This window comes from Microbulbifer agarilyticus S89 (genome assembly GCF_000220505.1).
GTDB classification, from domain to species: Bacteria; Pseudomonadota; Gammaproteobacteria; order Pseudomonadales; family Cellvibrionaceae; genus Microbulbifer; species Microbulbifer agarilyticus_B.
In genome coordinates this window covers 157,121-171,980 of record NZ_AFPJ01000037.1, presented here as the reverse complement: position 1 = coordinate 171,980, position 14,860 = coordinate 157,121, and the positions used below count along the sequence as shown (strand labels likewise).

Sequence of the window (14,860 nt, the reverse complement as noted above, 5' to 3'; positions counted from 1 at the left end):
CGTGACTACATTAAATAATCGAATCGATCGTCGCTTTGCCAAGCTGCGCAGTGAAGGCCGTAAGGCGCTGGTTACCTATATCGTCGCTGGCGATGGTGGCCTGGAAAATACGGTAGACCTGATGCATCAGCTGGTGGCCAGCGGTTCCGACCTGATTGAACTGGGGGTTCCGTTTTCAGACCCAATGGCCGAAGGGCCGGTGATCCAGAAGGGGCACGAGCGCGCGCTCGAGCACAAGGCCTCCCTGCGCAAGTGCATGGCATTGATTGAAGAGTTCCGCACCAAGGACACCGAGACCCCGGTGATCTTGATGGGGTATGCCAATCCCATCGAAAAGATGGGGGCGGAAGTGTTTGCGGATGCGCTGCAGGCTGCTGGCGGTGACGGCGCGCTAACCGTGGACCTGCCGGCGGAAGAGGCGGTGCCCCTGAACGAGTTGCTGAAGGCCCGCGATCTGCGCAATATCTTTTTGCTGACGCCGACGACCAGCGATGCGCGGATTGCCGAGATTACCGAGCTGGCCAGTGGGTTTGTCTACTATGTATCGCTCAAGGGCGTGACCGGCGCCGGTCACCTGGACCTTGATTCCGTGCATGAAAACCTGATGCGTATCCGGCGCTATACCGATCTGCCACTGTGTGTGGGTTTTGGTATTAAGGATGGCGCCTCCGCCAAAGCGGTGAGTGCCGATGGCGATGGCGCGGTGGTTGGCAGTGTGCTGGTGTCGGCGGTGGGCGAATCTGCCGATGGTGCGGCGGCCAAGGACCGTTTGGGCGCGATTGTGAGCGAGATGCGTTCGGCGCTGGATAGCTGAAATTGCTGGCTCGAGCCTTACTTCCGCGGGAGTTCTTGAGTAGGGCGTTTACGTGCCAGTAGAGGTTGGCCAGAAAGCCCGAATGCGCGGCTTATCTGGCCAAGAGCAATCTTTCTGAAAGTGGTTTAATTCGCGGTTTTAGAATCGTCGGTCATATACTCTGACCTCTTCTTCGCAAGGGGTCGAAGCCCGGCGAGTCAATCCTGCAAGCATTGGATTTGGAAACAGAATGAGCTGGTTAGAAAAAATTGTTCCCTCCGTCATTCGCGCTGAACGTCGCCCCGGTGCCAGCAAGGTGCCCGAAGGTGTTTGGAAAAAGTGCGTAAAGTGCGATTCCACCCTGTACCTGCCGGAGCTGGAGCGCAATCTCGATGTGTGCCCCAAGTGCGATCACCACTTTCGTATTGGCGCCCGCCGTCGTCTGGACATGTTCCTGGATACCGAGCAGCGGGAAGAGCTGGCCACGGATGTGGAGCCAGTGGATCGCCTGAAGTTCAAGGACGTCAAAAAATACAAAGACCGCCTGACTCAGGCCCAGAAGGCGACCGGTGAGAAAGATGCGCTGGTGGCCATGCAGGGGTTACTCGAAGGCAAGCCGGTGGTTGCGGTCGCCTTTGAATTTGCCTTCCACGGCGGTTCCATGGGCTATGTGGTAGGTGAGAAATTCACCCGTGCCGCCCAGCGGGCACTGGAAGAAAATATTCCGCTGGTGTGCTTCTCGGCCACCGGTGGTGCGCGCATGCAGGAGGCATTGATCTCCCTGATGCAGATGGCCAAGACCTCTGCGGTGCTCGAGAAGATGCGTATGGCCGGCGTGCCGTATATCTCGATCATGACCGACCCCGTATACGGTGGTGTGTCTGCCTCCCTGGCCCTGCTGGGTGATATCAATGCCGCAGAGCCGGGCGCACGCGCCGGGTTTGCCGGGCCGAATATCATCGAGCAGACCATTCGTCAGAAGCTGCCGAAAGGCTTCCAGCGTGCGGAATTCCTGCTGGAGCATGGCGCCATCGACATGATTATCCCGCGGAAAGACATGCGCAATACCGTTGGTCGACTGTTGAGCAAGCTGACCAACAATTAAGGCTTGTTCTCGGTCCCACTCACGTTGTGTGGGTGGGGCCGTCGCTCCCTTCATAGTCTTTTCTTCTCGACCCTGTTTTTTCCCGTCGTCCTTACGCTATTTTCAATCGCCCCTCAATTCGGCTTGTTATTGCCTGTTCTCTCCCCGCATTCCTGAATAGAATTCGCGCTCTGAAGAACGTTTGGTGCATTCATGAGTGACCTCCAATCCTGGCTTGCTCGCCTGGAACAGCTACACCCCACAGAAATCGAACTTGGACTTGAGCGGGTTTCCGCAGTGGCCCGCGCGCTCGACGTGCAGACTCCGGCGCGGCGCGTGATCACCGTCGGCGGTACCAATGGCAAGGGCAGTTGCGTGCGCACCATGGAGGCACTGCTGTGCGCTGGGGGGCATTCGGTGGGTGCCTACAGTTCCCCGCACCTGTTGCGTTTCAACGAGCGTATTCGGGTAAATGGTGAAGAGGTCAGCGATGCGCAACTGATTGCGGCCTTCGAGGCAGTAGATGCGGCGCGCGGTGATATCAGCCTGACCTATTTTGAATTCACCACTCTCGCAGGCCTGTGGTTGTTCAAGCGCGCGGATGTGGAGTTTGCGCTGCTCGAAGTCGGGCTCGGTGGCAGGCTGGATGCGGTGAACCTGGTGGACTCCGATATATCGATTATCACCAGCGTTGCGGTGGATCACGAAGCCTGGCTTGGCAATGACCGCGAGGTGATTGGCCGCGAAAAAGCGGGAATTTTGCGCGCAGGCAAGACGTTTGTGTGTGCGGACCCGCAGCCGCCGGCGTCGGTGGTGGATGCATCGCGGGAGTTGGGGTGCGACAGCTTTTTTATCGACCATCAGTTTTCGCTGATTGAAGGTGAGTACCTACTGAAAGCGGAACCGGAACTGCGCATTGGGTTGCCAGAGCTGCGCTTGCCTTCCTCCAGTGTGGCCGCCGCGATTACCGCTTTGGCCCTGGCCGGTGAGCTACCGGGCGCTGAACAGGTGTGTGACGTGCTGGCTGCGCTGCAAATGCCCGGGCGCTGCCAGACGGCCCGTTATCAGGAGCGTGACGTGTTGCTGGATGTGGGGCACAACCCCGCAGCGGCGGAATACCTGGCTCGCTGGTTGACACGTCACCCGGTGTCCGGTCGTACCGTGGCGCTGGTGGCGGTGATGGCGGACAAAGACCTGGATGGGCTTGTGGCGCCGTTGAAGAAGGTGGTGGATTACTGGTATCCGGCGCTCTTGCCGGGCAACCCCCGGGCCGCGGATGCCGCGCAGGTTCGCGCGGGACTCGCCGCCGCAGGTGTAGCGGCGGGGCAGGTAGCGGTAGCCAGTGCGCCGGTGGCGGAGCAGTTGGAGCTGGCCATTGCTGGCCTGGGTGGCGAAGACAGGTTGCTTGTATTCGGTTCTTTCTTTACCGTTGCAGAGGTTTTGTCAGCAATTCAGCCGCTCACATGAGCAAAACTGCCCAGAGCAGCGACAAGAGAACAACGAAATGGCCGGCCGGGACAGCGAATCCGATTCTTTCACTCAATGCCCAGAGGGTGCGCCGCGTCGCCTGAACGACGGGGTAAAGCAGCGCATTGTCGGTGCGCTGGTGCTGGCGGCGTTGGCGGTGATCTTCCTGCCCAGCCTGTTTGACCGGGAAGGGGCGCGTTACATTGATGTCACCAGCCAGATCCCGGCACCGCCAGATATTACCCCGATCACCATTGCCGAGCCGCAGCCGGTGGAAGAGGTGGAGCCGGCACCGCCGGTAAATGAGGTTTTCCAGCCGGAGTATGTAGAGCAGTCTGGGCCCGCCCCGGAATCGGTGTCCTCCGCGCCTGACGATGCTGCGGTCCCAGAGCCCAGGCAGCCCGCCGCCGCAGTGGCGAACGTCGAGCCGGCCGAGCCTGAGCCCGCACCTGAGCTGCAGATGCCGGCAGAAGAAACCCAGCTGGATGACCAGGGCTTGCCCGAAGGCTGGGTAGTGCAGGTTGGGGCCTATAAGGAAGTGGCGAGCGCTGATCGCATTCGCAACCAGCTGATGGATGCCGGCTTCCGGGCCTATACCCGCGCCGTTGATACCCCCAAGGGGCGTCTGGTACGTGTGTTTGTCGGGCCTAAACTGAGCCGGGTGGATGCCCAGTCAGACAAGCAGAAACTGGATAAACTGCTGAAAACCCAGACGCTCATCCTGCGCTATCGCGCCTGATACTGGCGCCTGAGGCGGGACCTTAGGGTCTCTGTTTGTGAAGTGGTTCGGGAATAGCTTCACTGGCCCCGGTCGGTAAGTTAGAATGCGCGCTCTTCGCGGCAGCCGCCGCGTAGCAGGTAGGGTTGAATGAACTGGGCTGACTGGACCATTCTGGCAATCATTGCCATCTCGACGCTTATCGGCCTGAGCCGAGGCTTTGTGCGCGAAGTCCTGTCGCTGCTCACCTGGGTGGCGGCCTTTGTCGTGGCCATGATGTTTCGTGACCAGCTGGCCCCGTTACTTTCCAACCTCGTCGATACGCCTTCACTGCAGGTCATCGCGGCCTTTTCCATACTCTTTATCGTTACCCTATTGGCAGGCGCTGGCCTGAATATGTTTTTGTCTGCGTTTGTGGAAGCCACCGGGCTTTCGGGAACCGACCGGGTACTGGGGATGGTGTTTGGCTTGTTTCGCGGTTGCATCATCGTGATGGCGCTGTTGATCTTTGTTCCGGCACTGGCGCCGGTGGATCAGGACGGCTGGTGGCAGCAGTCGGCGTTAATACCGCATTTTCTTGAATTTGAAGATCGTGCACGCGAAGCGGCCGGCGCGATCAAGGACTTCTTCGCAGCGCAATTTGACTGATCGATGGGCTGCAGGAGGCGGCGCGGGATCACCGAGACCATTTCGAAATGACTGGGGTTATCTGAAGTATGTGTGGCATCGTTGGAATCGTCGGTAAGAGTGACGTCAATCTGCAATTGTATGACGCCCTTACCCTGTTGCAGCACCGGGGCCAAGACGCCGCCGGCATCGTCACCTGTGATGGCGACCGTCTTAACCAGCAAAAGGCGAACGGCCTGGTACGCGATGTGTTCCGCGCGCGCCACATGCAGCGTCTTACCGGTAATTTCGGTATTGGCCATGTGCGCTACCCCACTGCAGGTAGCTCCGGCCCTGCGCTGGCGCAGCCGTTCTACGTGAACTCCCCATACGGGATCGCCATGGCCCACAATGGCAACCTCACCAATGTCAGAGAGGTGAAGGAACAGATCTTCCAGCAGGACCTGCGCCATATTAATACCGACTCAGACTCTGAAGTCCTGCTCAACGTATTCGCCCACGAGCTGCACAAGCAGCACAAGCTTCAGCCAAAAGCCGAAGACATTTTTACCGCGATGCGTGCCGTACATAAACGCGTGAGCGGGGGTTATGCCTGCGTGGCCATGATCGTTGGTTACGGTGTGGTCGCCTTCCGTGACCCCAACGGCATCCGCCCGCTGGTATACGGCAAGCGCGAGACCGAGCAGGGCACCGAATACATGGTGGCCTCCGAGTCGGTTGCGCTGGATGTGCTTGGCTACTCCCTGGTGCGTGACGTAGCGCCCGGCGAGTGTATCTATATCGAGCTGGACGGCACCGTGCACTCCGAGCAGTGTGCGGAAAACCCGCAGCTGCGCCCGTGTATTTTTGAACATGTTTACTTTGCCCGCCCGGATTCCATTATGGATGGTGTTTCCGTACACAAGGCGCGCCTGCGCCAGGGCGAACACCTGGCAGAAAAAATCCTGCGCGAGCGCCCGGATCACGATATTGATGTGGTTATTCCGATTCCGGATTCCTCCCGTTCTGCGGGCCAGATGGTGGCGCACCGCCTGGGCGTGAAGTTCCGTGAGGGAATGGTGAAGAACCGCTATATCGGCCGTACCTTTATCATGCCGGGGCAGAAGCAGCGCAAGAAGTCTGTACGCCAGAAGCTGAATCCGATTGCACTGGAGTTCCGCGGCAAGAATGTGTTGCTTGTGGACGACTCCATTGTGCGAGGTACCACCTGCAAGCAGATTATCCAGATGGCGCGCGATGCGGGTGCAGCAAAAGTGTACTTCGCCTCGGCTGCGCCGGCGGTTAAGTACCCGAACGTCTACGGTATTGATATGCCGTCTGCGACCGAGCTGGTTGCGCACAACCGCACCACGGAAGAAGTGTGCGAAGAGATCGGTGCAGACTGGCTGGTGTACCAGGACTTGGATGAGCTGATCGTTTCCTCCGCCGACGGCAACACCGAAATCAAAGAGTTTGATTGCGCAGTGTTTGATGGCAAGTACATCACCGGTGATGTAACCGAGGAGTACCTGGACAGCCTGCACGCCGCACGCAACGACACCGCCAAAGGTAACGAGAGCGCGCTGTAAGCGCCCAACGTTATTTTTGCCCAGAGAAGGCTCACCATTTGGTGGGCCTTTTTTGTTTTTGCGCAACGCGCAGGCTGAGCTCCACGCGCGTGCGATTCTTAGGGTAAGATTACCGTTTGTTAAGATTTCTACACCCGGGACGGATACCCCATGTTTGAAGACGACGGCTACGCACTGGAAACACTGGCAGTAAGAGCGGGTCAGAGCCGGTCGGCCGAAGGCGAGCACGCCGAGCCTATCTACACCACTTCCAGTTACGTCTTTCCCTCGGCGGCAGAGGCTGCTGCGCGTTTTTCCGGGGACTCCCCCGGCAATGTTTACTCGCGCTATACCAATCCCACCGTGCGCATGTTTGAAGAGCGCATCGCCGCGCTGGAAGGTGGGGAAGCCGCGGTCGCTACGTCCAGTGGCATGGCGGCAATCCTGAGCCTGTGCATGGCCACGTTAAAAAGTGGCGACAGAGTGATCTGTTCGCGCAGTGTGTTCGGTACAACTACTGCGCTGTTTACCCGCTACATGGTGAAGTTTGGGGTCAAGGTCAGTTTTGTGGAGCTGACGGATTTCCAGGCGTGGCAAGACGCCCTGGATGGCGATACCAAGTTGCTATTTATGGAGACGCCGTCAAACCCACTGTGTGAGGTTGCGGATATCCGGGCCATGGCGGACCTGGCCCACAGTGCCGGCGCGCAGTTGGTGGTGGATAACTGCTTCTGCACTCCGGCGCTGCAGCGCCCGTTGGAATTGGGCGCGGATATTGTGGTGCATTCCGCCACCAAGTTCCTCGATGGGCAGGGCCGCTGTCTGGGTGGCGTCTTGGTGGGCAAGCAGGAGCTGATGGATGAAGTGGTGATCTTCCTGCGCACCTGTGGGCCCAGCCTGAGCCCGTTTAACGCCTGGGTGTTCCTGAAAGGTTTGGAGACCCTGAGCCTGCGGATGCGCGCCCACTGTACCAGTGCCCTGGATATCGCCTGGTGGCTGGATGAGCATGCGCAAGTGGAGAAGGTCAATTATGTGGGCCTGCCGAGCCATCCGAACCACCAGTTGGCAGCGGCACAGCAGTCCGGCTTTGGCGCGGTGTTCAGCTTTACCGTGCCTGGCGGCCGGGAGGCGGCCTGGAAAGTGATCGATGCCTGCAAGATCTTCTCCGTGACCGCCAACCTGGGCGATGCCAAAAGCACCATCGTGCACCCGGCCACCACCACCCATGGCCGCCTGAGCGACGAGGACAAACACAAGGCCGGTATCACCGAAAACCTGATCCGCGTCTCTGTAGGCCTGGAGAATGTCGAGGACCTCAAAGCCGATCTGGCACGGGGGTTGTCGGCACTGGCCTAGCTGGCTTAAAAGAGCCACAATGGCGTGAAATGAGACATTGTGAGGGGCCCGTGCGGGTGCGGGGCCTATCATTAATGGCTAAGAGATAAACCGAGCAGTAATGGATTTGCCGTGCAAAAAATCATTTCCGCCATCGTCGAAGATATCGGTAAGGTTCTCCTGGGTAAGGAGCATCAGGTAAAACTGGCGCTGGCGTGCCTGTTGGCGCGTGGTCACCTGCTGATTGAAGATTTACCCGGCATGGGCAAAACCACCCTGGCGCATGCCCTCGGCCAGGTACTCGGGCTGTCTTACAAGCGGGTTCAGTTCACCAGCGATATGCTGCCAGCGGATATTATCGGTATCAGCATTTTCGAGCGTGAGAGCGGTCAATTTCGCTTCCACGAGGGGCCGGTGTTCAGCCAGCTGCTGCTCGCAGATGAAATCAACCGCAGCTCCCCCAAGACCCAGAGTGCCTTGCTCGAGGCCATGGAGGAGCGCCAGGTCAGTGTGGATGGGGAAACCCGCCTGCTACCGGAACCTTTCTTTGTTATTGCCACCCAGAACCCATTGCAACAGTCCGGTACCTTTGCGCTGCCGGAATCCCAGCTGGACCGTTTCCTGATGCGCATCAGTTTGGGGTATCCCACCCGCGAGGCCGAGCGTGCCCTGTTCAAGGGTGTCGACCCACGTGCCGAGCTGGCGCAGATGACGCCGCGTATCAACAGCGAAGGTTTGCGCAAGCTGCAGGGGCTGGTGCATCAGGTAAAAGCCTCGGACTCGCTGCTCGACTATCTCGAGCGTCTGGTGCAGCACACGCGCCAGAGTGCCGAGTGCGGTGTGGGCCTGTCTCCCCGCGGTGCTTTGGCGCTGCTGCATGCGGCCCGCGCCTGGGCGCTGATTCACAATCGCGGTCATATCCTGCCGGAAGATATACAGGCGGTTCTTCCCGCCGTGGCCGGTCACCGCCTGCAAACCGACGGTGGCGATGGAGCGCAGCTGGTCGAGCGCATGATGCATCAAGTGGACATCATCGCTGCCTGAGGCGAGTAAGGGGCCGGCAGGTGCTCGAAAAAATTTCTCCCCAAACGATAAGCAATAACAGCGCAGCCAGAGAATTCTTGCAGCAGCGCTGGTTGCGCTGGCTGGATCGTCGCTTGCCCCCTGCGCCGACAGTTACCCTCAATCACCGCAAACTGTTTGTGCTGCCCGCCGCTGCCGGTATGGGTTTCCTGCTGCTGATTGTGTTGCTGTGGCTGTTGGGCACCAATTACGAAAACAATTTGGTGCTCGCACTGGTATTTATGCTGGTGGGGGTGTTTGTAATTTTGCCGGTGCACACCTTTGCCAACCTGTCGGGACTCAAGCTGCTTCTACAAGAAATAGAGCCCACATTTGCCGGGGACTTCGGCCGCGCCAAAATCGCAGTTGAGAAAACCGGCAAGCGCACGCATGAACGGGTGCGCCTATGCTGGCCGCCGCAAGAAGGTGCGCTGGTCGATATTACGGACAACGAGCCGGCGGAGGTAACCCTCGAACTCCCTCTGGTTCGGCGTGGAAAAGTACGCGCGCCGCGGCTGCGTGTGGAAAGCCACTTTCCCGCCGGGCTGTTCAAGTGCTGGAGTTGGGTAGATCTGGACGTGGAATTTCTGGTGTATCCGCAGCCCAAGTCCGCCGGACCGCTGCCCTGGGGGACGAGCGTGGGCGAGGGTGATCAGGAGAAAACCCATACTGTGGGGGGGGATGATTTCGCCGGGCTGAAGAGTTATCAGGCCGGTGACTCACTGCGCCACGTGGCGTGGAAGCAATTTGCCGGCGGACGAGACCTTTACAGCAAAGAGTATGCATCCGGTAGTGATGCGCGTTTGTGGCTGGATTGGGATTTGCTGGCCGGGCGAGAGTTGGAGACCCGCCTCAGTAACCTGTGCGCTTGGGTGCTCGAAGCCGAGCGTGCGCAGGTTGCGTATGGCCTGCGTATTCCCGGGCAGACGGTCGCGCCAGCGGTCGGGCCTGCGCACCGGCAAAAAGTTCTAACCTTGTTGGCTTTGTTCCCGGTGCAGGGGGTGTCATCGTGACGGACGCTTCCGGTCAGCTCCGCAGCCTGTTGCCGCGCGAGAGTTTACTGTGGGTATTTGCCGCGCAGTTCGTCGTGCTGCTGCCGCACTTTGTGCATCTGCCAAGCTGGCTGATTTTTGCCTGGTTTCTGGCGGTGCTGTGGCGCGTTGAGGTATTTCGCGGGCGTCGCGCCGTGCCCGGGCGTGCAATCAAGCTACTGGCGGTCTGCCTGGCCGTAACCGGGTTAGCACTGACTTACCGGCGCTGGTTCGCACTGGAGCCGATGGTCGCTCTGCTGGCAATTTCCTTCACCCTGAAGAATATCGAGCTGCTCAGTCGCCGGGATGCGGTGCTCAGCCTGATGTTGGCGTACTTCCTTGCCGCGACCCTGTTTGTGTTTGAACAGACGATCCCTTATGCGCTGTATGGGGTGTTATGTCTTGTGGTGATTACCGCCGCACTGGTGGCGCTGCAGGGCAGTGGCAGTGCCCGGGCAGGGCGGGCGTTGGGTTTGTCGGTAAAGATTCTGGCGCAGTCGGTGCCGGTCATGTTGATTCTGTTTGTGGTGATGCCGCGCCTGGGGCCCTTGTGGGCGGTGCCCAACAATTCTGCCGCGGCTTCCACGGGCATTAGCGATTCCATGAGCCCGGGGGATTTCAGCCAGTTGTCAAAATCCGACAAGCCGGCACTGCGAATTTCCTTCGACGGTTCGGTGCCCCCCCCGGAGCAGCGCTACTGGCGCGGGTTAGTGTATACCCACTTTGACGGCCGGCGCTGGAGTGAGCCCGGGGTCACGGGTAACCGCTGGTTTGGTCGGCGCTTCGGCAACGGGCAGAGCGGCCAGGATGGCGACGACAGGTTGCCTGCGGTGGGACCGCGCTATCGCTATCAGGTCATTCAGGAGGCAAGCCATAATCCCTGGCTGTTCGCGCTGGCGACTTCCGATTCCGACACACGCGGTGTGCGCTCGACCGGTGACGATACGCTGGTCTACCACATGCCGGTGGGCAGTCGACTCGCATACGATGTCCGCTCCTGGCCGCGGGAGAGTACCCCGGTCGCTTCACGCCTGAGCCCGGCGGAGCAGCGTCGCCATCTGCAATTACCCGATTCCGGCAACCCCCAGGCCCGCGCCTGGGCCGAGGCCCGGCGACGGGAAGGCATGGATTCCCAGGCCATTTCTCAGGCATTGTTGGCTCTGTACAACCGCAGCTTCACCTACACGCTGAAGCCGCCTGCGCTGGGTACAGATACGGTGGATGAATTCTTGTTCGATACGCAACAGGGGTTCTGCGAGCACTTCGCCAACAGCTATGTATTTACCATGCGTGCCGCGGGCGTACCCGCGCGTGTTGTTGCGGGCTATCAGGGTGGTGAGTGGGTGGAACAGCAAGAGTACTTGCTGGTGCGCCAGTACGATGCCCATGCCTGGGCAGAAATCTGGTTGCCTGAGCGCGGATGGGTGCGGGTCGACCCCACCGCGGCGGTCGCCCCGGAACGTATTCGTGACGGCCTGCAAAGTGCCGTGGCGGAGGAGTTCATGCAGGATGCGTTGCTGCCGCTGCACAAAATTGGCTTTGTAAACCGCTTGCGCCTGCAGTGGGACATGATTAATTACCGTTGGTATCAGACGGTAGTGAGCTTTGATGCCGACCGCCAGCAGGGGTTATTGAAACGTTGGCTGGGCGAGATCTCACCGTTACGCATTGCGTTATTTCTCGGTGTACCTGTCGCTGTCGGCTTATTGGGACTGCTGATCTGGCTCAACCTGTCTGCGCGCGGCCCCGCGCTGCCCCCAGCCAGCCGGGTGTATCTGCGTTTCTGTCAGCGCATGGCCCGTGCAGGTTTGCCGCGTCGCCCCGGTGAGGCACCCGGCGATTTTGCGCGCCGTATCGAATGCGAGCTACCCGCGCTCGGCCCGATGGCCGCCCGTATCACCGCGGCCTATGAGCGAGCGGCTTATGGCGACAGTACAGATGCGCTCAAACAGCTGCGCCGTCTGGTGCGTGGATTCTGGCCGCTGCGGCAGCTGGCCAAGCTGGGCACTGCCCCCGCACCGCGTCAATCTGTGGGACAATAGCCCGCTCATGAATCGCAGCCCTGTCGTATTTCAGGCGTGTGTGTCTGCTGCCCAATCATTGCAGTGGAAGAACGCGGGCAGCGAGTGACTGTTTTTCGGATTCTGAAATGACTTTTCCCGCACTGGCGGCGCGACTGCGCACTTTTCTGCTTGGCTTCAGTGGCACCTCGCTCGCCACCGGTCTGCAGGTGGTGTTGCTGCCGTGGATTGCGGTATCCCTGGTCGAATTGCCCGCGCTGCAACTGAGCTGGGTGCAGGCGTCGGTATTACTCCCCAACCTGATTTTTTTACTGTTCGGTGGTGCGCTGGCGGACCGTATCGACGCGGCGCGGGTCGCCGCGCTCTCCTGTATCGGCCTGGCCCTGTGTCACGCGGTACTCGCTTATCATTTGATGCACTCGATTCCCAGCCTGGGGCTGTTACTGATGTATGGCGTGAGCCTGGGGGTGTGCACCGCGTTTTTGCAGCCGGCGCGGGAAACTCTGGTACAACGTGGTGCCCAGCAACCGCCTGCGGGAGGCCGGCTTCAAGAGGGCCAGGTGCAGCATCTGGTGACCTGGATGATGTTGGCCCAATATGGCGGGCAAGCGGTGGGGATGCTGCTGGCCAGCCGGTTCGACAGCTGGGGGGCGGAAGCCCTGTTGCTGATACAGGTGGCAGTGTTGCTATGTGCAGCAGGTTTTTTTATTTCCCTGCGCCGCAGCGGCACCTCGGCGGAAAAACCGACGAAAAAATTGCCGCGGGCTTTGCTGGAAGGCTTTGCCGAGGTGCGCAAGAGTCGGGCAATCTTCGAACTGGTATTACTGGTCGGGTTCAATGGCCTGGTACATATCGGTGTATTTCTGGTGGTACTGCCGTTACTCGCGGAAAGTTATGCAAGGGGTGCCAGCTACTACGCTTGGCTGCAGATCGCCTTTGTGGTGGGCACGGTGACGGCAACCGCAGTCATGTTGCGGCGCGGGCAGGGGTACCATCCCGGTCGTGGGGTACTGATGTGCCTGCTGTATAGCGCTGCACTGTTGATCGCGATTAGTTTTGGGCCGACCGCATTTGGTCTTGCGCTGCTGTGCGCCTGTTGGGGAGCAGTGGCCGCCGCCTCGGCAGCGCTGGGCAAATCCATCGTCCAGGTTCTGGCACCGGAGCAGGTGCGCAGTCGGATAATTTCGATCTACCAGTTTTCCCTGTTCGGCTCTGCGGCCATCGGCGCATTGCTCGCCGGGGTAATCAGTGAATTTACCGCACCACTCACCACCTTATTGTGGGCAGGTATCTTCAGCCTGCTGGCGTTTGTGCTGGTGTGGCTCAGTGGTGCCCTGCGCAAGCTGGATATCCGGCAGCCGCAGGGCGCTGAAGAATGAACGGGTGCACCTGATTACCAGCGGTTGCTGATCCACAGCGTCTGATAAGGCTCGAGGGTAATACTCGCAAGCATGTCATCGAAGGTGGCGTCGCTCACCAGGTCTTTCCACGTGTCCGTGCCAATCAGGTTGATCGCGTTCAGCGACACCGTCTGTGGCTGGTCAGAGATGTTATTCAAGCAGAAAATACTCTGCCTGCGGTCCAGGCTCTGGCGCCAGAAGGCGAACACATGGTCTCCGAGGTGCAGGGTGAACTGCGTGGCATTGGGGTGGAAAGCCGGCTGCTCGCGGCGCAGTTTGATCAAACGACGCAGTTTGTGGAACACCTGGTGGTGATGGCTCGACGGCTCTGCCAACCGCTCGTTGAGTTCCTGTTCCTGCCACTGGCGGCGGTTAATGGCGCGGTTATGGCCGTGCTCTTTCATCCGCTCGTAGTCGTTGGTGGTGCCCACCAGACTGTGCAGGTAAAACGCCGGTATTCCCTCCAGCGCCAGCATGATCGCATGGGCGCACACAAAGCGCTGTAACTGCCAGTTATCTTCCCCTGCGGTAGTGCCTTTAAGCGCGTCGAACAGTGAGATATTGATTTCGTAGGGTTTGTTACTGCCGTCATCCAGGGCGCGCCAGGAAATCTGCCCACCGAAATTCTCCATGGTCTGGATCAGCGCTTCCTGCTCGCTGTCATCCAGCAACCCCTCGACCGGTCGCAGGCCGATCCCGTCATGTGACGCAATAAAGTTGAAGTACGTCGTGCCGTTCTGTGCGGGCGGCATGCTCATCAGCCAGTTTTTCAGGTAGCGGCAGTTGCCGGTCACCAGCGAATTCACCAGTAGTGGCGGCAGCGAAAAGTTGTAGATGCAGTGCGCTTCATTGGCGTTACCGAAGTAAGACAGGTTTTCCCGATTGGGAATATTGGTCTCGGTAATGATGACTGCGTTGGGGTCGGCATGCTCGATCAGGGTGCGCAACAGGCGCACGATCTCATGAGTCTCTTCCAGGTTCAGGCAGTTAGTGCCGAGGATTTTCCAGATAAAGGCCACCGCATCCAGGCGGAAGATACGCACACCCATGTCCAGATACAGCCGGATAATATCGACTATTTTCGCCAGTACCTTCGGGTTGGCAAAGTTCAGGTCGATCTGGTCGTGGCCAAATGTGCACCACACGTGTTGCGTGCCGCGCGGCGTGCTGGTTGCGCGCAGTAATGGCGTAACTCTCGGGCGCACTACCTTGCTGAGGTCTTCTTTGGGGTCGACCTCCACAAAAAAATCACGCCCCGGACTTTTCCCCTTCTGGTAATTGGTAAACCACTCATGTTGGGCGGAACAGTGGTTGATAACCAGGTCGGCCATCAGGTGAAAATCCGCACTAATGCGCAGGATATCACTCCAGTCACCCAGCGGCGGGTCGACCTGTTTGTAGGCGGATACCGCAAAGCCGTCATCGCTGGAATAGGGGAAGAAGGGCAGGATGTGCACCGTGTTGATCAGCATCGGAAAATGCGTTTGCAGGAAATGGTGCAGGGTTTTCAGTGGCGGCTGGTTATCACTCAGAATGCTGTTGCCATAGGTGATCACCGCAATATCGGTCTGGTCCCACAGGTTCTTGTGTGCAAGTGGGCTCTGACAGTCCTCGTCCAGGCGCATAGTCCGGATGAGGTCCTGCGCGATGGATTCAATGTCGTGCTCCGGGTAGATAAACGTGAGGTGATCCATCACCTTCTGGTGCAATACTTCTTTGATTGGCAGGTGTGCGGTCGGTTGATTCACGGTCTCCCCCGGATATCTACAAGTCTG

12 protein-coding genes are annotated in these 14,860 nt (G+C 59.3%); 11 read left to right on the top strand and 1 reads right to left on the bottom strand.

Features of this window, described 5'->3' with window-relative positions; translation table 11 throughout:
- Position 1 precedes the first annotated feature (1 nt).
- The 11 genes from trpA to AS89_RS0112710 all read left to right on the top strand — a co-directional run bounded on the left by trpA (position 2) and on the right by AS89_RS0112710 (position 13,064).
- Entirely contained in the window at positions 2–814 is an 813-nt protein-coding gene (gene trpA / locus AS89_RS0112760; RefSeq protein WP_010133063.1) for a tryptophan synthase subunit alpha, read from the top strand.
- A 229-nt stretch (positions 815–1,043) separates the two neighbouring features.
- Complete coding sequence (gene accD / locus AS89_RS0112755; RefSeq protein WP_010133061.1) at positions 1,044–1,898, top strand: acetyl-CoA carboxylase, carboxyltransferase subunit beta; 855 nt, start codon at positions 1,044–1,046, stop codon at positions 1,896–1,898.
- A 192-nt stretch (positions 1,899–2,090) separates the two neighbouring features.
- A complete protein-coding gene (folC, locus tag AS89_RS0112750; protein ID WP_010133060.1) occupies positions 2,091–3,344 on the top strand; it encodes a bifunctional tetrahydrofolate synthase/dihydrofolate synthase in 1,254 nt (417 codons plus the stop codon).
- A gap of 37 nt (positions 3,345–3,381) precedes the next feature.
- Complete coding sequence (locus AS89_RS17525; RefSeq protein WP_010133059.1) at positions 3,382–4,083, top strand: SPOR domain-containing protein; 702 nt, start codon at positions 3,382–3,384, stop codon at positions 4,081–4,083.
- 129 nt (positions 4,084–4,212) lie between these two features.
- Positions 4,213–4,710 (top strand): CvpA family protein, encoded by a 498-nt coding sequence (locus AS89_RS0112740; protein WP_010133058.1) that lies wholly within the window; start codon positions 4,213–4,215, stop codon positions 4,708–4,710.
- Positions 4,711–4,778: 68 nt separating this feature from the next.
- Entirely contained in the window at positions 4,779–6,257 is a 1,479-nt protein-coding gene (purF, locus tag AS89_RS17520) for an amidophosphoribosyltransferase (protein ID WP_010133057.1), read from the top strand.
- Between the two features lie 150 nt (positions 6,258–6,407).
- Positions 6,408–7,592, top strand: a complete 1,185-nt coding sequence (locus tag AS89_RS0112730) for an O-succinylhomoserine sulfhydrylase (protein WP_010133056.1) — start codon at positions 6,408–6,410, stop codon at positions 7,590–7,592.
- A 111-nt stretch (positions 7,593–7,703) separates the two neighbouring features.
- On the top strand, positions 7,704–8,615 hold the full coding sequence (locus AS89_RS0112725; protein ID WP_010133055.1) for an AAA family ATPase: 912 nt from the start codon (positions 7,704–7,706) through the stop codon (positions 8,613–8,615).
- 77 nt (positions 8,616–8,692) lie between these two features.
- On the top strand, positions 8,693–9,646 hold the full coding sequence (locus AS89_RS0112720) for a DUF58 domain-containing protein (protein ID WP_237709687.1): 954 nt from the start codon (positions 8,693–8,695) through the stop codon (positions 9,644–9,646).
- Positions 9,643–11,706: a transglutaminase TgpA family protein gene (locus AS89_RS0112715; protein WP_010133052.1), complete on the top strand. Its 2,064-nt coding sequence runs from the start codon at positions 9,643–9,645 to the stop codon at positions 11,704–11,706. The genes AS89_RS0112720 and AS89_RS0112715 overlap by 4 nt, the downstream gene beginning before the upstream one ends.
- Positions 11,707–11,813: 107 nt before the next feature.
- The gene (locus AS89_RS0112710) at positions 11,814–13,064 is read left to right on the top strand and encodes an MFS transporter (protein ID WP_010133051.1); all 1,251 of its coding nucleotides are present in this window, start codon (positions 11,814–11,816) and stop codon (positions 13,062–13,064) included.
- A 14-nt stretch (positions 13,065–13,078) separates the two neighbouring features.
- On the opposite strand, the gene AS89_RS0112705 is transcribed toward AS89_RS0112710, so the two are convergent.
- Entirely contained in the window at positions 13,079–14,779 is a 1,701-nt protein-coding gene (locus AS89_RS0112705; protein WP_033230459.1) for an alpha-amylase family glycosyl hydrolase, read from the bottom strand.
- Positions 14,780–14,860 lie beyond the last annotated feature (81 nt).